Here is a 17,922-nt window from a genome sequence, read left to right as displayed (position 1 = left end):
CCCACGGACCGCCCCCTGTCACGCCTCCAGCATCACCTTCCCCACCAGTCTCCGCTCCTCCACCGCCGCATGCGCTTCCCCCGCCCGCTCCAGCGGAAACACCTCCCCGATCACGGGCCGCAGTCGCCCCGCCGCCGCCTCGGCGAAGGCGTCGGAGGTGAGGCGACGCAGGTCGGAGGGGGTGAACTGGACGTCCCCGATACCGAAGAGCGTCGCTGATGAGCTGAGGTTCCCTGGGCGGTCCTGAGTTTTCCTGGATGCGGGGAAGCGGTCCGTTGTGCTGGGCGGGGTGTGGAGGCCTGCCGGTGGACCGTGGGCCGTCGCCGTCGGGTGCGGTGCGGGTGCTCATCGTGTGCGGTACCTGCCGCCTGTGGCGCTGCTGGCTGCGGCGATTCGGAGGCTGGGGTATCCGCCCCGCCGGACGCTTTCCGCTCCGGTGTGGACCCGGGCGGGGCGGGGACCCCGCGTCGCTTTCCTGGGCACGGGGCGGATTCTCAAGGAGACCGGAATCGTGATTGCTGCTCCCACCGGCCTCGCAGTGACACGCACGCTACCGGGCGCACCATCACGCTCCTGCACCTCACAGACGCACCATCACTGGAAAGTGCCACAAAAGCCTGATCGCACCACATTAGACACCATCCCGTGATATCCAGTCGCACCAAGTGCACAGGCCATCAGGAGCACTGCGCACGACCCTGATCCTCCGACGGGCGGCTCCCTCCGGGTCGAGGGCGGCGAAGCCACCCGCCGGCGCGCCGTGCGCCGAGAAACGGCCCCCGTCGGCTGTCAGCGACAGGGCGGCGGCACCCACGCGATCGCCCACACCGTCCAGCACGACATCCGCGCCCTCGACGGCCCCGCCCGATGCGTAGGCTCGGAGCCATGGGTGAGAGTGAGATCGGGCTGCGTGAGCGCAAGAAGCAGCGGATGTACCAGGCTGTCTCCGACATCGCGATCGGCCTCTTCCTCGAGAAGGGGTTCGACGCCGTGTCCGTCGCGGAGGTGGCGGCCGCCGCCGAGATCTCCAAGCCGACCCTCTTCCGGTACTTCCCGGCCAAGGAGGATCTGGTCCTGTACCGGTTCGCCGATCACGAGACGGAGGCCGCGCGCGTCGCCACCGGCCGCGCGGAAGGGCAGTCGGTGATCGAGGCCCTCCGCGAGCACTTCCTGGACGGCCTGCGCCGGTGCGACCCCGTCACCGGACTCAACGACCACCCCGCAGTCCTCGCCTTCCACCGGCTGCTCTACGGGACCCCCTCGCTCGTGGCGCGCGCTTACGGGTACCTCGAGCGCTCGGAGGCGGCGCTCGCCGAGGCCCTCGGCGGCGACCTCGACGCCAGGATCGCCGCCGGACAGATCACCGCCGTACGGCGCGTCCTCGCCGAGGAGAACTGGCGCCGGATCGCGGCGGGGGAGCGGGCGACGGAGGTCGGACGGGATGCCGTGGTCGCGGCCGAGCGGGCGTTCGCTCAGCTCGGGGCCGGGCTTCCGCGGTTCGCGTGAGCATCGAGCCGGAAGTTGTTCAGTGGCCGCTCATCTGAGAGCCGTCCAGAAGTTACTTGGTAAGTAAATTAACTCGGTCACATTATTCCGGTATTCTTGACGGAATGACGTCACCGGACCCTGCCCTCACCCGCTCCCTCGCCCAGGAACGCGCGTACCACGACACCTGCCGTGCCGCCCTGGCCGCCATGGTCGAGGGCGCCGAGGAACAGGTCGTCACCGGCGAGGACGTCTCCGCCTCCGGTGCCGACGCCGAAGTGCTCGGCCGCCGGCTGCGCAGCAAGGCCAAGGAGATGCGCGAACTCCCCGAAGGCCCGCTGTTCTTCGGGAAGCTCGACTTCGAGCGCGCGGAGCGTGCGGCCGGCGACCACGCCGGCCAGAGCTACCGCATCGGACGCCTGCGCATCACCGAGCACCCCGCCGCCCCGCCCCTGGTCGTCGACTGGCGAGCCCCCGTCTCGCGCGCCTTCTACCAGGCGAGCGCCCGCGACCCCCAGGGCGTCGCCGTCCGCCGCCGCTTCGGTTGGGCGCCCGGCAGTCGAGGCGACTCCGCCGACCTCACGGCGCTCGAGGACGAGCACATCGGCACCGCCCAAGCGTCGGAAAGCCGCATTCTCGCGGGCGAGATCGAACGCCCTCGCGTCGGACCCATGCGCGACATCGCGGCCACCATCCAGCCCGAGCAGGACGATCTCGTACGAGGAGACCTCGCCACCTCCGTCTGCGTGCAGGGAGCCCCCGGCACCGGCAAGACGGCCGTCGGCCTGCACCGGGCCGCGTACCTCCTCTACACCTATCCGCAGCGCATCCGTCGCGGCGGACTGCTGATCCTCGGCCCCAACCGCACCTTCCTCTCCTACATCGCGGAGGTGCTGCCCGCCCTGGGCGAGACCGGCGTACGGCAGTCGGCGATCGGGGACGAGATCGCCCGCCACCTCGTCAAGGCCTCGGCCGAGGACGACGAGCGCGCCGCCGTCGTCAAGCACGACGTGCGGATGTCGGAGGTGCTGCGCCGGGCCCTGTACGGGAGGGTCGGCGGCGAGGCCGACTCCCTCGCCGTACCGGACGGTTCGTACCGCTGGCGCGTCCCGGCCGACGAACTCCGGCGCATCGTGGACGGCGTACGCGCCGAAGAGCCTCCGTACGCCGTCGGGCGTGAGCGCGTGCGGACGCGGGCCGTGCGGTACGTGCGGGAGCAGGCCGAATGGCGCGCCGGGCCCCGCAGCAACGCCTGGGCGCAGAAGATCTCCCGGGCCCGGCCGGTCAGCGCGTACGTCGACGCGGTCTGGCCCCGGGTACGACCCGAGGAGGTCGTCGCCGAACTCCTCGCCGACGCCGAGGCGCTGGCCGCCGCCGCGGACGGGGTACTGGACGCCGAGGAGCAGAAGGCGATCCTGTGGGCGAAGCCGCCGCGCTCGTACAAGTCGGCGCGGTGGTCGGCCGCCGACCTCGTCCTCCTCGACGAGGTCGCCGGACTGATCGAACACCCGGAAGGGTACGACCACTTGGTCGTCGACGAGGCGCAGGACCTGTCACCGATGGAGTGCCGGGCGATCGCGCGCCGGGCGTCCTTCGGGTCGCTGACGGTACTTGGGGACCTCGCGCAGGGCACCACACCGTGGGCGGCCCGGGACTGGAGCGAACTGCTCGGACACCTGGGGAAGCCGGACGCGGCCGTCGTGCCGCTGACGACCGGGTTCCGGGTGCCGGGAGCCGTCGTCGAGCTCGCCAACCGGCTGCTGGCGCGGCTCGACGTGTGCGTCCCGCCGCCGCGATCCCTGCGCGGGGAAGGCGAGTTGCGGGTCGAGGAGGTGCCCGACGTACTGCCCGCCACCGTCGACGCGGTGCGCCGCGCGCTCGCCCACGAGGGGTCCATCGGCGTGATCGCGGCCGACGCGGAGGTCGTACGGCTGCGGGAGACGCTCCATGCCGCGGGGATCGAGACCGCGGAGCCCGACGAACTGGGCGCGCGGGTCACGGTGCTGCCCGCCACCCTCGCCAAGGGGCTCGAGTACGACCATGTCGTGGCCGTCGAGCCGGCAGCGGTCGCGGAGGCGGAGGCGCGCGGGCTGCACCGGTTGTACGTGGTGCTGACAAGGGCGGTGTCGCGGCTGGATGTGGTGCATGCGCGCCCGCTGCCCTGGTGAGCATTGGTCTGCTGGTCTGCTGGTCTGCTGGTCTGCTGGTTTGCCGGGGGTTGCCCGTCCCGGAAGGAACCGCCGGTCGGGCCGTCGTCCGGGAGGTCGCCGCCCGGACGACGCTCGCGGCGCCCTCCGCGACCGGAGGGCCCCTGGCGTGGGCGATCGGGCCAGGGCAGGCGTACGGGGGCGGTCCGATCAGTCGGCTCGCCGCTCGGCCCAGCGGGCGGTCGTGGTCGCCGCCGCGTCCAGGGCGGGAATCAACTGCGCTTCCTCATACGTCAGATGGGCTTCGAGCTCGTCCGTGAGGCGTACCACCTCCGGGAGCACGCGGGCCGGGTCCGCGTGCTCCTCGCCCACGACCCGGCGCAGCTCTTCGACCAGTACGGCGATCCGCTGGTGCTCGTCGCGCAGCCGGTCCAGGGCCGGGGCGAGTTCGGGGTCGCGGTCGGCGAGGAGGCGGAAGATGCCCATCTCCTCCCCGGTGTGGTGGTTGTGAGGACGCGGTACGCACGGTGGCGTCCACCAGAGCCCGTAGTTCGTCGCCGAGTGCGGCGATCGCCGCCCGCTGGTGGTCCAGTTGTTCTCCTGTCGGTCGTGCGGAGTCGGGGCTCGTCGCCGGAGTTCGGGTCAAGGGTGCGCTCATTGCGTTTCTCGGTCGGGGCGTGACGCGGTCAGGCGTCGGCGCGTACGAAGACGGGTTTGAGGTGCTTCTCGGGCAGTGCGTCGGGGAGTTGCTCCCAGTCCAGGACATGGGAGACGATGCGGGCCGGGTCGACCTTGCCGGAGCGGGCGAGGTCGAGGGCGTCGGGGATGTGGGCGCGGACGTTGTCGCGGGCGATGCGCAGCGTGACACCGGTGAGGTACATGTCGAGCAGGGGCAGTTCGCCGGGACGGAAGTGATTGCCGGCGGACTCGCAGATGCCTTCCGGAGCAAGGGATTTGACGGCGAGGGCGAGCTGGTCGACGCGGCCGGTGGCCTCGACCGCGATGTCGAAGCCGTGCCGGACCGGTTCGAACGTCTCGGCCGTGCGGGCGCCGTAGCTCTCGGCGAGCTTGCGGTGTTCGGGGTCCGGGTCGACGTACAGGACGTCACAGGCGCCGAGCGCGCGGGCGATGTCGCACACGTACAGGCCGATACTGCCGCGGGCGACGACCAGGACGCGGGCCCCGGGCCGGTTCTTCAGATGCGGGGCGATCAGCCGCCAGGACAGGGACCAGTTGTCGCTCGCCGAGGCCATGGCGACCGGGTCGAGGTCGGCGGGCAGGGGGACGAGCATGGCATCCGCCCAGGGGACGCGCACCAGGTCGGAGAAGAGGCCGCCCCAACTGCCGCCGATCGGGGCGCCGTACATAGCCATGTGCGGCACGGACGCGCAGTGCGCGGTCAGTCCGGCCCGGCAGTTGTCGCAGGCGCCGCAGCTGATCGACCAGGGGACGACGACCAGGTCACCGGGGGCCACTGTGGTGACGGAGTCTCCGGTCTCGACAACCCGGGCCACGCACTCATGGCCGAGTGCGAAGGGCGGGTCGATGAAACCGTGTCCGGCCAGGATCGCGGTGTCGACGTCGCAGGAGGTCGCGGCGACCGGAGCGACGATTGCCTGCCGATCGGACTCGATACGGGGGTCGGGTGCCTCGCGCCACACGACGGTGTTCCGGGCGACGTAGACCAGTTCACGCATCGGTCCGCTGCTCCTTCGCCAGGGCCACGAGGTCGGCGTAGCGGATGACCGAACCGCCCGCGCCCCAGGTGCCGTCGGGCTGCTCATGGACCAGCACCCACACACGCAGCGCGTCGGCTCCGGACAGCCCGGCGGCTTCGAGCACGACCTTGGTGGCGTCCTCGACCAGTCCTGCCTTGCGCCGCTCGGACAGCGCGCCCTGTGGAACCGTCACCTCCACGAGGAAGCGGGGCGCGTCGTCCTCGGCGGTGGTCTGCGCTCCCTCGGGCAGCTCCACGAGGTAACTCCACGCCTGGGCGCGGAAGAACGCGGTGTCGGGCGCTCCCTCCCAGCGCAGCAGGACGGCGGCCAGATCGCGCTGGACGGTCTTGCGGCCCTCCTCGGTCAGAGAGCCGGGTGGGACGGTGAGTCGGATCATCGGCATGACGAAATCTCCCCTCGTTCCGTGCACAAGATCTATGACAGTCGTTATAAGCGGAGCTCACGCTAGACTATGACGAGCGTTATAGCCAGCGTTGTGGGTCAGAGAGGGGCACGATCGTGGCCAAGTCCAGCGCGCCGTCGCGCGAGCGCATCGTGGCCGGTGCGGCCGACTTGATCAGCAGGCGTGGCCTGAACGCCTCGAGCATCCGGGAGCTGGCCAAACACGCCAAGGCGCCGCTCGGCTCGACGTATCACTACTTCCCCGAGGGTAAGCAGCAACTGGCCACCGAGGCGGTGCAGTACGCGGGTGCATCAGTCGCCCGCATCCTGCGCGGAACACTCGACGCGGGCCCGGTCGCCGGACTGCGCGCCTTCCTCGACGCATGGCGCGCCATCGTCGTCCAGAGTGACTTCCGCGCCGGCTGCCCCGTACTGGCCGTCGCCGTCGAAGAGCCCCCTGCCGGCGAGACGCCGCCGATCCTCACCGCGGCGGCCGCGGCGTTCGAGGAATGGGAAGGGCTGCTCGCTGATGCTCTGCTCCGGCACGGCGCCGAGCCCGACCGGGCCCCGGCGCTCGCAACCCTCGTCGTGGCGTCCGTCGAGGGTGCGATCGCCATGTGCCGGGCCAGGCGCAGCATGCAACCCCTCGATCGAGTCGCCCAGCAGCTCGAGGAGTTGATCGAGGGCGCGCTCGACCGTCCGGCCTGACGGCGGCAGCCTCGGCTCAGGCCCGGATGGCCGCGCGGATCGCCGCCGCCTTCTCGTCGGTGAACACGCCGCTGTCGAGGAGGGAGAGGATGGAAAGGACGCCACCGCTGGAGCCCCAGCTGCCTTCGTCGATGACCCGGAAGGTGACCCACCAGGTCGGCGACGGCTCCGGCAGTCCGCAGGCGTCGGTCAGCGCTACCAGGACGCGTTCGACGACCTCGGCCCGGACCTCCCTGCGCCAGTCCCCGTCCATCACCGTCACATCGATCACTATGACGTCGACCTCGCGGCCGACGTCCGCCAGCAGCCGACCGCCGATGGCCAACATGTCCGGCTCGCGCTCCGCGAAGTGCACCTGGAACCCGACTCGGGCAGCCGGCGCGAACTGGCCGACTTCGGGCACGAGCACCGCGTCCGTCAGTGTCTCGGCCAGCATGCGGCGCTGTTCCACACTCAGACGCCCCTTCGGGGATGACAGTCACGACTACCTCCTATGACGATCGTTATATCGTGATCCTGCATGGGGTTTATAACGAGCGTCATAAACGCGTCAGGCGTGCGGCAGGGGGGCGCCTCGTCGCCGTCGGTGTGCAGGGTGCCGCCGGGGGTGAGCGTCGCGCCGCCGAGCCGGTCCGCAGTGGCGGTCGGCGGGGCCCCCGCCGACCCGCCAGCTGAAGTGCGCCGGAGCACGTTACTTCTCGTGCATCGCGCCTTCTGGCCTGCGAGTTCCCTCCGGCGTTGCACGACGCCTGTCGGGAGATTCGCACGGTACTTGTCGTCAGCCCTCTCCTGGAGGTGGCGCCCAGCGCCTGGAACAGTGCGTTTACGCAGGTCAGGGTCCGCACGACAGTTGTCCTGCAAACACGACAGCTACCGTGCTCGGGCCCATAGGGGCGCGCGCACGGCGCGGCGCACTTTTGCAAGCGGGTGCTTGCAATTGTTAGCAGGGATGCGGCAAGGTGGAGGCATGGCATCGCTCAACGTCGGCAATCTCGGTGAGTATCTGCGTGAGCAGCGGCGCAACGCGCAGCTGTCGTTGCGCCAGCTCGCCGATGCCGCCGGGGTGTCCAATCCGTATCTGAGCCAGATCGAGCGCGGGCTGCGCAAGCCGAGCGCGGAGGTGTTGCAGCAGGTCGCCAAGGCGCTGCGGATCTCCGCCGAGACGCTGTATGTGCGGGCCGGCATCCTCGACGCCGAGCGGGACCGGGACGAGGTGGAGACGCGCGCCGTCCTCCTCGCCGATCCCACGCTGAACGAGCGGCAGAAGCAGGTGCTGCTCCAGATCTACGAGTCCTTCCGCAAGGAGAACGGGTTCGAGATCACCCAGGACATGGCGCACGACTCGGCGCAGGACATGGCACAGGGCATATCGGATACCCGGCACCCGCAGGACACCGTGGTCCTCGGCCCCCGCACGGCCGACGGCAGCGATGCCGATCCGCAGCAGACCGCCGGTTGACGAGCAACAACAGCATGAGACGAGCAATAACAGCACTACCTGCACCACTTGCACCGCCTGCACCATCAGTACCGCCGGCAACACCCACAGACCGACCGGTCTCGCCGCGGACCACCAAAACCCTCAGTTGAAAGCGACTCCGGGAGGACCCTCGCCATGGCCATCACCGACGACATCCGCAAGGCCGCCACGGACCCGACCCCGCTGTACTTCCTGGCCGGCACCGCCGACCTGGCCGTCCAGCAGGCCAAGAAGGTCCCCGGCCTGGTGGAGCAGATCCGCGCCGAGGCCCCGGCGCGCATCGAGACCGTACGCAGCATCGACCCGAACGCCGTCCAGGAGAAGGCCTCCGCCCGCGCCAAGGAGGCGCAGGAGACCATCCAGACCAAGGTGACGGAGTTCATCAGCACCCTCGACACCGATCTGAAGAAGCTCGGTGAGTCCGCTCAGGACATCGCCCTGCGCAGTGTCGGCGTCGCCGCCGAGTACGCCGTGAAGGCCCGGGAGACCTACGAGAAGGTCGCCGAGCACGGCGAGCAGACCGTGAAGACCTGGCGCGGCGAGGCCGCCGAGGAAATCGAGGAACTGGCGGTGGCCGTCGAGCCGAAGGCGGAGCCCGTCGCGGTCAAGGGCGAGGAGAAGCCGGCCGCGGCCGCCGAGCCCACCCCGGCCAAGAAGCCCGTGGCGAAGAAGGCCGCCCCGGTCCGCAAGCCGGTCGCCAAGAAGTCGACGCCGCCCGCGAACTGACGCGCATCTAGAAGACTGCTCAGGACCGGACAGGTCCTAGGTGGAGGAGAACGGGCCGGGCACTCTCAGAGTTCCCGGCCCGTTCTCCGGGTACGGTGGCCGTAGAGACGATTCGACCCGGGCGGTGGGCACAGTGCTGTTGACGGCATTCAGCGGCTTCATGTCGGTGATCTTCCTTGCCATGCTGGTGCTCGCCGTGGTGGCACTGGTGATGGCCGCGGTGGCTCGCGACGACGCGTATCGCGCGGCCGACAAGCAGAACAAGATGTTCTGGCTGATCATCCTGGGCGTCACGGTCGCCGTGAACCTGCTGGTCCCGATGATCTTCCTGCAGATCGCCGGCCTGGTCGCCACGATCGTCTTCTTCGTGGACGTCCGCCCCGCGCTCCGTCAGGTCTCCGGCGGCGGCCGTGGCCGCGGCGGAAGCAGCAGCGACGGCCCTTACGGGCCCTACAACGGCGGCCGCTGACCCAGCGACCGCCGACCGTCCCGTCCCGGTCTCCCAGGCGTACGGCGGTTACGGCGCCCGGTCCAGCAGCAGTACCGCCACGTCGTCCGTCAGTTCCCCACCGTTGAGCTCGCGCACCTCGTTCACCGCGGCGCGCAGCAGCTGCTCGCCTTCCATGCCCTGAGAGAGCTGACGGCGGATCATGTCCACCATGCCGTCCTGGCCGAGCCGCTGGTTGCCCTCGCCGACGCGGCCCTCGATCAGGCCGTCCGTGTAGAGCATCAGACTCCACTCGCCGCCCAGCTCCACCTGCTGGCGTGGCCAGCGGGCGCCGGACAGCAGGCCGAGCGCCGGGCCACCGTTCTCGTACGGCAGTAGCTCGGCGGGGCGGCCGGGGCGCGCTATCAGCGGCGACGGGTGACCGGCCAGGCAGAGCCCGGCGCGACGGCCGTCCGGCGCGATGTCCACCGTGCACAGCGTCGCGAAGATCTCGTCGTTCTCACGCTCGTGCTCCAGGACCTGCTGGAGGGTCGAGAGCAGATCGTCGCCGCACAGCCCCGCGAACGTCAGCGCGCGCCACGCGATACGCAGCTCCACGCCGAGCGCCGCCTCGTCGGGCCCGTGCCCGCAGACGTCGCCGATCATGGCGTGCACCGTGCCGTCGGCCGTACGGACCGTGTCGTAGAAGTCGCCGCCGAGCAGGGCCCGGGAGCGCCCGGGGCGGTAGCGCGCGGCGAACCGCAGCGTCGATCCCTCCAGGAGAGGGGTCGGCAGCAGGCCGCGCTCCAGGCGGGCGTTCTCCTGGGCGCGCAGCCTCGACTCGGTGAGCCGTCGCTCGGCCCTGTCGGAACGTTTCCGTTCCACCGCGTACCGGATCGCGCGGCTCAGCAGCCGGCCGTCCAGCTCGTCGCGGAACAGATAGTCCTGGGCACCGACGCGCACCGCCTCCGCGCCGCGCTCGGAGTCACCGGACGCGGTGAGCGCGAGGACGGCGTGCCGGGGGGCGAGCCGCAGCACGTGCTTGAGCGTGGCCAGCTCGTCGTCGCTCTCGGCGGCTCGGCCCGGGGTCGGCAGCGCGAGGTCGAGCAGGATGCAGTGGACGTCGTCGGTGAGCAGCCGCCCGGCCTCGGTGAGGTTGCGGGCGGTACGGATGCGGATCGGCTTACCGGCCGCGTCGAGCATTTCGGGCACGCTCAGCGAACCTGCCGGGTCGTCCTCGATGACCAGCAGGGTCAGGTTGGTGGAGCTGTGGTCGGCCGGGGCCGCGGCGACGGGCGCCGATCCTGCTCCGGCTGGGGCTCCGGATGGGCCGACGGGTGAGAACGCGGCTGGACCCTGACCACTCTCCACGGCCGGGATCTCTCTCTGCCGCGGTACGGGTATGGGCATCGTCTGGGTTCCTTCCCTCCCCCCGAGGGCGTGGTGGGGCCGAAGGTCCTCGACCCACCGACGGGGACCATAGCGGTAGCGGACGCCGCTGCGGAATGGCGTGCGGCACGGCGTCCGGCAATCGGCCACCGTCATATGCCGCATCCTGTACCGCACTTGGACAGGATGCGGGTTTGCCGGGAATGACGAACGTCACGTCCCCGAGGTTGACGGGTGCCGGCAGCCGTGGGGTAGGTCACGTGCCGTGCGTCACGTACGGAGGCGGCGATATGTCCCCAATTGCCGGTCGGGCTCGGCCTCGATCGCCGGGCGGGCCCGACCTCAGTTGTCAGGTGGGCCCGACCTCCTCGGCCGGGCCCGGACTCCACGCCTCACGCCTCACGCGTCCGGCCGCACGACTCCCAGGATCGGCATCGACCCCGCCCCCGCGATCGTCACCGTCCGCCCGGGCCGCGGCGCGTGCACGATCGCGCCGTCGCCCAGGTACATCGCGACATGGCTGGCGTCGTCGAAGTAGATGATCAGGTCGCCGGGGCGCATGTCCTTGATGTCGACCCGGGTGAGCTGCTTCCACTGCTCCTGCGAGGTGCGCGGAATGCCTTGGCCGGCGGTGACCCAGGCCTGTGAGGTCAGCCCCGAGCAGTCGTACGACTTCGGGCCCTCGGCGCCCCACTCGTACGGCTTGCCGATCTGGTCGGTCGCGTACTTCACGGCCTCCTTGCCCGGCCCGGACGCCTTGCCGTTGATCTCCGAGAGGACGCCGGAGCTCAGCCAGGCCGTCTGCGCCTTGTACGCGGCCTCCTCCTGCAGCTTCGCCAGCCGCTCCCTCTCCGCCTTCTCCAGCTGGGACTCCAGCTTCTCGGCGGCGGAGATCTGCTTCGTGATCTCCTTCTGGGCCTCGGCTTTGGCCTCGCGGTTGGCCTCCAGCTTCTTCCACTGCGTGGAGGCGTCCTTCGCGTACTGCTCCAAGTCCTGCTGCGTGCGCGTCATCTCGGCGAGCAGGCCCTTGGTCGCGTGCTCGCCCTGGCGTACCCGGTCCGCGCCGGCCAGGTACTCGTGAGGGTTGTCGCTCAGCCACAGCTGCACCTCTGGCGGCAACCCGCCGCCCCGGTACTGTGACCGAGCCGCGGCACCCGCGAGGTCCTTCAGCTTGTCCAGCTCCGCCTGCCCCTTGACGATCTCGCGGGCCAGGTCGACGATCTCGGCGGACTGCTGCGTGGCTTTCTCCTCCGCCGCGTTGTACGCGTCCGTGGCGACCGCCGCGTCGTGATAGAGGGCGTCCAGCTTCTTGCGGACCACCTCAAGGTCCTTGCTGCTCTTGGTGGTTGTCGGGGTGGGCGTCGGTGTGCCGGCGCCTGTGGGTGTCGGTGTCGGGCTCGCGTACGCCACGCCCGGTGCTGCCAGCACCGCGCAGGCACAGGCCAGGACGATGGCCGCCGTGGTCAGGCTCCGCTTGCCGGATCCCATTGCTCCGCCCCCAAACTGATTTACCGTCAGTAACTTACGGACGCCTCGGGATCGTGCCACGCCGTCGCGCAATGCGACAGAGGCGGGCAAGAACTCCCTTCCCCCGGGCTCCCTTCCACAAGACGATCTCCCTGCCAGTGTGACGAACCAGTCACGGAGTTCGTTCCCTCGCAGGTCACTGGCGCGCGGTGGTCACCGACCGTCAGTGGGCCACGCCCGCGCATCGCGCCCGCGCATCTCACCCGTACTTCACGTACTTCACGCCGGCGCGTTACGCCCGGGGTCCACCTGCTTCACGCTTCCGGATCACGTCCACGCACGCCGCAGGACTGCTGGACCCGGCCGAGAGTCACACCCGCGGTGCCAACGCCTGCCAGCGCACCGTGACTTCGCCCTGTCGCCAGCGCGTCAGCCCGTCGGTTATCGGCCAGTCGGCCGTCAGGTCGCGGACCGTGCGTATCCAGCGCTGCCGCGCGCCGTACGAGGCGTAGGGCGCGGCGGCTGCCCAGGCGCGGTCGAAGTCGCGCAGGAACGCGTGCACGGGCTCGCCCGGGATGTTGCGGTGGATCAGGGCCTTCGGCAGGCGCTCGGCAAGATCCGACGGGCGGTCCAGGGAGCCCAGGCGGGTGGCGAAGGTGACCGTGCGCGGGCCCTCGGGGCCGAGGGCGACCCAGACGTGCCGACGGCCGATCTCGTCGCAGGTGCCCTCGACGAGCAGCCCGCCCCGGGATCCGGGCCCCGCCGGGGCGAGGCGTGCGCACAGGCGCTCCCAGACGGCGGCGACCTGCTCCTCGTCGTACTGCCGCAGCACGTTCGCCGCCCGGATGAGGGAGGGTCTGCCCTGCACCGGAACCTCGAAGCCGCCGTGCCGGAAGACGAGGCCCTCGCGCTCATAGGGCCGCGCTGCCGCGACCCGGGCCGGCTCGATCTCCACTCCCACCACGCGCGTGCGGGCAGCGGTGGTGCGCAGGCGGGTCAGCAGCTCGACCGCTGTCCACGGAGCCGCCCCGTATCCGAGGTCGACCGCCACCGGGTCGGCGGTCCTGCGCAGTTCGGCGCCGTGGGCGGCCGCGATCCAGCGGTCCATGCGGCGCAGGCGGTTGGGGTTCGTGGTCCCGCGCGTCACCGTTCCCACGGGGCGGGACGCTGCGCGGGTTGTCATGCGTACGAGAGTAGGCGGATACGAGGAAGGGCGAGCGGACCTGTGGACAACCCTCCCGCCCGCGGCCACACCTGTGGACAACCCACGCGCGTGCCCCGGACACCCCTGTGGATAAACCAGCAGCCCCTACGCGGCCCTCCATCGAACGGTTGAGCGACAAAGGGTAATCATTCGGCAAAGAGGAAATGGAGCTGCTCAGTCCGACGTTCCTCCTCTCGGAGGGTGCGGCGCATCCTCCGACCGGCATGCCCGCAGCAAGGAGGAACGCCACGTGAGCCAGTACGTCAGCAGGCTCGGGCGTCGCTCCCCGGCGGCGTCCGCGAGGCTCAGGCTGCACCGCAGGCCCCGTCGCGTCGCGATGCTCTCCGTGCACACCTCGCCGCTGCACCAGCCCGGCACGGGCGACGCCGGCGGCATGAACGTCTACATCGTGGAGCTCGCCCAGCGGCTCGCCGCGATCAACATCGAGGTCGAGATCTTCACGCGCGCGACCACGGCCGCCCTCCCGCCGACGGTCGAACTCGCCCCCGGCGTCCTCGTCCGCCACGTCGACGCCGGCCCCTACGAGGGCCTCGCGAAGGAGGACCTCCCGGCCCAGCTGTGCGCGTTCACCCACGGTGTCATGCAGGCCTGGGCCGGTCACCGCCCCGGCTACTACGACCTGGTGCACTCCCACTACTGGCTCTCCGGCCACGTCGGCTGGCTCGCCGCCGAGCGCTGGGGCGCGCCCCTGGTGCACGCCATGCACACCATGGCCAAGGTCAAGAACGCCGCGCTCGCCGAGGGCGACACCCCCGAGCCGGCCGCCCGCGTCATCGGCGAGACCCAGATCGTGCGCGCCGCCGACCGTCTCATCGCCAACACCGCCGAAGAGGCAGACGAACTCGTCCGCCACTACGAGGCCGACCGTGACAAGGTCGCCGTCGTCCACCCGGGCGTCAACCTCGACCGCTTCCGCCCGGCCGACGGCCGCGCCGCCGCCCGCGCCCGCCTGGGACTCCCGCAGGATGCCCTGATCCCACTCTTCGCGGGCCGCATTCAACCCCTGAAGGCCCCCGACGTCCTGCTGCGCGCGGTCGCCGTCCTGCTGGACGAGCGCCCCGAGCTGCGCGGCGACATCGTCGTCCCCGTGGTGGGCGGCCCCAGTGGCAGCGGTCTCGCCAAGCCCGAAGGACTGCAGAAGCTCGCCGCGCGGCTCGGCATCGCCGACGTCGTGCGCTTTCGGCCGCCCGTCGGGCAGGACCAGCTCGCGGACTGGTTCCGGGCCGCGTCGGTGCTGGTCATGCCCTCGTACAGCGAGTCCTTCGGACTGGTCGCGGTCGAGGCGCAGGCGGCCGGTACGCCGGTACTGGCGGCCGAGGTCGGTGGGCTTCCCGTCGCCGTGCGCGACCAGGAGACCGGCTTCCTGGTCCCCGGCCACGATCCCGTGGACTACGCGCGCGTGCTGCGCGATTTCGCCGACGACCGTACGCTCTCCGCCCGGATGGGGGACGCCGCCGCCCGGCACGCGCAGCGCTTCGGCTGGGACACCGCGGCCGCGGCCACGGCGGACGTCTACACCGCGGCCGTGCAGGAACACCGACGCCGGGTCCGCGCACATCACGGCTGAGAGCTGCGTGCATCGAGGCTGAGGGCCGCGCACATCACGGCTGAGGCCCGTCGCGTACGCTCCCCCCATGTCTGACGCAGCGTCGATCATCGAGCGGGTCCTCACCGAGGCCGAGCTGGAGTGGGAGAGCCCCAGGGAGGGCTCGTACGTCGTGAAGCTGCCCGGCACCCGCAAGCTCTCGACCACCGTCTCGCTGATCGTCGGCAAGCACTCCCTGTCACTGAACGCCTTTGTGATCCGTCACCCCGACGAGAACCAGGAGGGCGTCCACCGCTGGCTCCTGGAGCGCAATCTCAAGCTCTATGGAGTGAGCTACGCGGTCGACTCCCTCGGGGATGTCTATCTGGTCGGCAAACTGCCGCTCGCCGCGGTCACGCCGGACGAGGTGGACCGGCTGCTCGGCTCGGTCCTGGAGGCCGCCGACGGCTCCTTCAACACTCTCCTTGAGCTCGGTTTCGCCTCCGCGATCCGCAAGGAGTACGCCTGGCGGGTGTCCCGAGGCGAGTCGACCCGCAATCTGGACGCCTTCACCCATCTGACGCAGCGCCCCGCCGACTGATCGCGCCGGGCTCGAGGCTCAGCGCGAGCTGACGCGATAGCGCCCGGGGGCGACCCCCACCAGCCGCTTGAAGTGGCGCGTCAGATGGGACTGGTCGTAGAAGCCGGTGGTGGCGGCCACCTCGCCGGCTGGCTGTCCGTCGAGCAGCAGACGGCGGGCTCGGTCGACGCGGCGGGACATCAGGTACTGGTGCGGGGCGATCCCGAAGGTGCCGCTGAACGCCCGTACGAGATGGGCGGGATGGGCGTGCACGAGTCGTGCGGCCTCGTCCAGGGCGATGCCTTCCACGAGCCGTGCGTCGAGGAGTTCGCGCAGCCGGTGGGCGAGCGGCTGTGGTCGTGGGCGCCGCGACGGCTCCTCGATCAGCCGGGGGCGCAGATGGCCGCGCAGCCGCTCGCCGATCAGCGTCAGCCTGCTCTCCGCCTCCAGCTCGTCCCCGGGACGGGTGAGGGCCGTGTGGAGCTGCTCTACGCGGCGGCGCAGCGCGGGGTCGACCAGATCAGGTCCGTCCACCGCGGGCCCGATGAGGTCCTCGGTGAGATGCGTGCCGTCGAGGTAGAGGACGCGTTTGCGAAAGCCGTGCTCGGTGACCGGTGAACCGTTGTGCGGGACGTGCGGCGGCAGCAGCGAGACCGTGCCGTGCGGGGTCCCGTGCTCGTGCCGGTCGAGGTCGTACCGCACGGCGCCGTCGTCGACGATCAGAAGCGTCCACGCCTCGTGTACGTGCATCGGGTACGCGTACTGCGTGTAGTGGGCGTGGAACACCTCCACGACGCCCGGAATCCGCGGGCGCCATGCGGAGATCTCCCGCCGGGCCACCATGCAAACAACGTACAAGACGACGCCGTACGACGGTCGGCAGTCTCGAGGCATGAACAGCGAGCGCCTCTCGGACACCGAGCCCATCCGTTTCGACACCAAGATCGCCGTCCTGCTGAGGGAGGACCTGGAACCCTGGCAGCGACTTAATGTGACCGCTTTTCTGGTCAGCGGGCTCGGGACGGCCGTTCCCGAGGTGATCGGTGAGCCGTACGCCGACGCGGACGACATCCCGTATCTGCCGATGTTCCGCCAGCCGGTCCTCGTCCTCGAGGGCTCGAAGGAGACCCTGAACGCCGCCCACGAGCGGGCGCTCGCCCGCGCGCTGCCGCGGGCGGTCTTCACGTCGGACCTGTTCACCACCGGGAACGACCGGGACAACCGGGCGGCTGTGCGAGCGGTGCGGACGGCGGAGCTGGATCTGGTGGGGCTCGCGGTGTACGGGCCGAAGAACGGGGTGGACAAGGTGTTCAAGGGGGCGCGGATGCACCCCTGAGTCCCCCGAGTCCCTTCGGAACCCAGGGGCGCATCCGCGCCCGGGAACGGAACCGCGTCACCTCACGCCACGACGGTGAACAGACCGCTCTGGGAGCCGAGTTTGGTCAGGGAGGTCTTGCCGGGGATGCCGTTGGCGTCGGCGCCGGTGTAGCCGAGGTGGCGCTGCCACTTGGCGTAGCCGGCGATGGTCTTGGAGCCGAAGGAGCCGTCGCCCGCATAGGTTTTGGCGAGGTAGCCCAGTTTGACCAGGGCGGCTTCGGTGAGGTTCGTCCCCGTCATGTAGCTGACGTGGCCCTGCTTGGCGCCGGGGTCGGTCTTCGCGGCGCCGATGAGGCGGGACAGGTCGACCTTGGGCTTGGAGGCCGAGCCGCCGGGCTTGGTGGGCTTCGTGGGCTTACCGGGTTTCGTCGGCTTGGACGGAGCGGGCTTGTCGGGGTCGTCCGCGAGCTGCTTCTTCACGTCGGCCCGGAAGTCGTCCATGTCGAAGCTGGGGTCGATCTTGCCCGGCTGGACCTCCTTGTGCCCGGCGACGGACTTCTCGGACCAGCCGTGGGCCCGGCATATCGCGGCGGCCCACAGCACGGCCTTCCGGTACTGCGCGTCCGGGTAGGGGTCCTTGCCGTTGCCCAGGTTCTCGATCTCCAGGCCGTACAGGCGGTCGTTGCCGTCGGCGTTGGCCTGGTTGTCCGTCGGGAGCGAGGTCTCGTCGCGCAGTGCGTTGAGGACGTCGAGGTCGACGGACCCGGCGTGGTTGGCGCGGCCATGGCCGATCAGCCACAGCCCGTCGGTCTTGCCCAGCCAGGCGTGGCAGAGCGGCCCGGGAAGGTCCGACCTGCCCTTGTAGCAGAGCTCCTTGTCGCCGTGCCCGGCGGTGTGGTGGATCAGGACGCCGATCACGGGCCCGAAGGTCTTGCCGGTCGCCGCGTCGCGGTTGTGGGTCGACCAGCCGACGTGCTCGTGAACGGACAGGCCCTCGGCCTTCAACGCGGAGAGCATCTCAGCGGCGGTCAGAGGTGTGGCCATGGCTGTGTTCCTTTCGGATCAGCGCGGTGAGTTCGGTGAATGACGTAAGTGATGTGCTGTGTACGGGGGTTGAGTCGCGGGTGTGTGGAAATCGCGGCTGTGCCGCGTATCGCTCAGCATCGCGGAACTCATGCGTCACGCGGGGCGATTCCGCCCCATTGGCCCATCGCGCCGAGCGTGGCGTCCCCCTCGCGCCGGGCGCCGGGGCCGTGCGGGATGTTCAACGTCCCGAATGCGTCCTTGAGTTGGAGCGGCGTTGGAGCGGCTTCGTGCAGTATGGGT

General features: G+C 70.6%; 18 protein-coding genes and 1 pseudogene. 9 read left to right on the top strand and 10 right to left on the bottom strand.

Features of this window, described 5'->3' with window-relative positions:
• Positions 1-18: 18 nt before the first annotated feature.
• On the bottom strand, positions 19-171 hold the full coding sequence (locus tag AB0D57_RS05510; protein WP_362067465.1) for a zinc-binding dehydrogenase: 153 nt from the start codon (positions 169-171) through the stop codon (positions 19-21).
• A gap of 714 nt (positions 172-885) precedes the next feature.
• On the opposite strand from AB0D57_RS05510, the gene AB0D57_RS05505 reads away from it, so the two are divergent.
• Both AB0D57_RS05505 and AB0D57_RS05500 read left to right on the top strand, forming a co-directional pair.
• Positions 886-1,506 (top strand): TetR family transcriptional regulator, encoded by a 621-nt coding sequence (locus tag AB0D57_RS05505; RefSeq protein ID WP_362067294.1) that lies wholly within the window; start codon positions 886-888, stop codon positions 1,504-1,506.
• A gap of 104 nt (positions 1,507-1,610) precedes the next feature.
• Positions 1,611-3,653 (top strand): AAA family ATPase, encoded by a 2,043-nt coding sequence (locus AB0D57_RS05500; RefSeq protein ID WP_362067292.1) that lies wholly within the window; start codon positions 1,611-1,613, stop codon positions 3,651-3,653.
• Positions 3,654-3,842: 189 nt separating this feature from the next.
• Here the strand turns inward: AB0D57_RS05500 and AB0D57_RS05495 are convergent.
• From AB0D57_RS05495 to AB0D57_RS05485, 3 genes and pseudogenes are all read right to left on the bottom strand, one after another.
• Positions 3,843-4,130 (bottom strand): annotated as a pseudogene (locus AB0D57_RS05495) (hemerythrin domain-containing protein); the annotation flags it as partial.
• 188 nt (positions 4,131-4,318) lie between these two features.
• Positions 4,319-5,329, bottom strand: a complete 1,011-nt coding sequence (locus tag AB0D57_RS05490; protein WP_362067290.1) for an alcohol dehydrogenase catalytic domain-containing protein — start codon at positions 5,327-5,329, stop codon at positions 4,319-4,321.
• Complete coding sequence (locus tag AB0D57_RS05485; RefSeq protein WP_362067288.1) at positions 5,322-5,753, bottom strand: tautomerase family protein; 432 nt, start codon at positions 5,751-5,753, stop codon at positions 5,322-5,324. Before AB0D57_RS05485 ends, AB0D57_RS05490 begins: the two co-directional genes overlap by 8 nt.
• A gap of 116 nt (positions 5,754-5,869) precedes the next feature.
• Between AB0D57_RS05485 and AB0D57_RS05480 the strand changes: the two genes are divergently transcribed.
• Entirely contained in the window at positions 5,870-6,460 is a 591-nt protein-coding gene (locus AB0D57_RS05480) for a TetR/AcrR family transcriptional regulator (protein ID WP_362067286.1), read from the top strand.
• Between the two features lie 16 nt (positions 6,461-6,476).
• Here the strand turns inward: AB0D57_RS05480 and AB0D57_RS05475 are convergent, their stop codons facing one another.
• Positions 6,477-6,896 carry a tautomerase enzyme gene (locus AB0D57_RS05475; RefSeq protein ID WP_362067463.1) on the bottom strand — a complete coding sequence of 140 codons (420 nt, stop codon included), beginning with the start codon at positions 6,894-6,896 and terminating at the stop codon, positions 6,477-6,479.
• A gap of 531 nt (positions 6,897-7,427) precedes the next feature.
• On the opposite strand from AB0D57_RS05475, the gene AB0D57_RS05470 reads away from it, so the two are divergent.
• The 3 genes from AB0D57_RS05470 (at position 7,428) to AB0D57_RS05460 (ending at position 9,135) form a co-directional block, all read left to right on the top strand.
• On the top strand, positions 7,428-7,919 hold the full coding sequence (locus tag AB0D57_RS05470; protein ID WP_362067284.1) for a helix-turn-helix transcriptional regulator: 492 nt from the start codon (positions 7,428-7,430) through the stop codon (positions 7,917-7,919).
• Positions 7,920-8,075: 156 nt separating this feature from the next.
• Positions 8,076-8,666, top strand: coding sequence for a hypothetical protein (locus AB0D57_RS05465; RefSeq protein ID WP_362067282.1), 591 nt, complete (start codon positions 8,076-8,078; stop codon positions 8,664-8,666).
• A 133-nt stretch (positions 8,667-8,799) separates the two neighbouring features.
• Positions 8,800-9,135, top strand: a complete 336-nt coding sequence (locus AB0D57_RS05460; RefSeq protein WP_362067280.1) for a DUF2516 family protein — start codon at positions 8,800-8,802, stop codon at positions 9,133-9,135.
• A gap of 48 nt (positions 9,136-9,183) precedes the next feature.
• On the opposite strand, the gene AB0D57_RS05455 is transcribed toward AB0D57_RS05460, so the two are convergent.
• The 3 genes from AB0D57_RS05455 to AB0D57_RS05445 all read right to left on the bottom strand — a co-directional run bounded on the left by AB0D57_RS05455 (position 9,184) and on the right by AB0D57_RS05445 (position 13,132).
• Complete coding sequence (locus AB0D57_RS05455) at positions 9,184-10,503, bottom strand: SpoIIE family protein phosphatase (protein ID WP_362067278.1); 1,320 nt, start codon at positions 10,501-10,503, stop codon at positions 9,184-9,186.
• Positions 10,504-10,881: 378 nt separating this feature from the next.
• On the bottom strand, positions 10,882-11,970 hold the full coding sequence (locus tag AB0D57_RS05450) for an NlpC/P60 family protein (protein WP_362067276.1): 1,089 nt from the start codon (positions 11,968-11,970) through the stop codon (positions 10,882-10,884).
• A gap of 349 nt (positions 11,971-12,319) precedes the next feature.
• Complete coding sequence (locus tag AB0D57_RS05445) at positions 12,320-13,132, bottom strand: class I SAM-dependent methyltransferase (RefSeq protein ID WP_362067274.1); 813 nt, start codon at positions 13,130-13,132, stop codon at positions 12,320-12,322.
• A 271-nt stretch (positions 13,133-13,403) separates the two neighbouring features.
• Between AB0D57_RS05445 and mshA the strand changes: the two genes are divergently transcribed.
• Entirely contained in the window at positions 13,404-14,741 is a 1,338-nt protein-coding gene (gene mshA, locus AB0D57_RS05440; RefSeq protein ID WP_362067272.1) for a D-inositol-3-phosphate glycosyltransferase, read from the top strand.
• Positions 14,742-14,808: 67 nt separating this feature from the next.
• Positions 14,809-15,300, top strand: coding sequence for a YbjN domain-containing protein (locus AB0D57_RS05435; RefSeq protein WP_362067270.1), 492 nt, complete (start codon positions 14,809-14,811; stop codon positions 15,298-15,300).
• An 18-nt stretch (positions 15,301-15,318) separates the two neighbouring features.
• Here AB0D57_RS05435 and AB0D57_RS05430 read toward each other — a convergent pair whose 3' ends face one another.
• Entirely contained in the window at positions 15,319-16,122 is an 804-nt protein-coding gene (locus tag AB0D57_RS05430) for an AraC family transcriptional regulator (protein ID WP_362067268.1), read from the bottom strand.
• A 49-nt stretch (positions 16,123-16,171) separates the two neighbouring features.
• Here AB0D57_RS05430 and AB0D57_RS05425 point away from each other — a divergent pair, with 49 nt between their 5' ends.
• Entirely contained in the window at positions 16,172-16,615 is a 444-nt protein-coding gene (locus tag AB0D57_RS05425; protein ID WP_362067266.1) for a DUF2000 domain-containing protein, read from the top strand.
• Positions 16,616-16,677: 62 nt separating this feature from the next.
• On the opposite strand, the gene AB0D57_RS05420 is transcribed toward AB0D57_RS05425, so the two are convergent.
• Positions 16,678-17,640, bottom strand: a complete 963-nt coding sequence (locus AB0D57_RS05420) for an N-acetylmuramoyl-L-alanine amidase (RefSeq protein WP_362067264.1) — start codon at positions 17,638-17,640, stop codon at positions 16,678-16,680.
• Positions 17,641-17,922: the final 282 nt, after the last annotated feature.

Origin of the sequence: Streptomyces sp. NPDC048275, from assembly GCF_040652275.1 — a bacterium.
Classification (GTDB): Bacteria; Actinomycetota; Actinomycetes; order Streptomycetales; family Streptomycetaceae; genus Streptomyces.
Note: the sequence above shows the minus strand (reverse complement) of the source record. Positions and strands in the feature narration are given on the sequence as shown.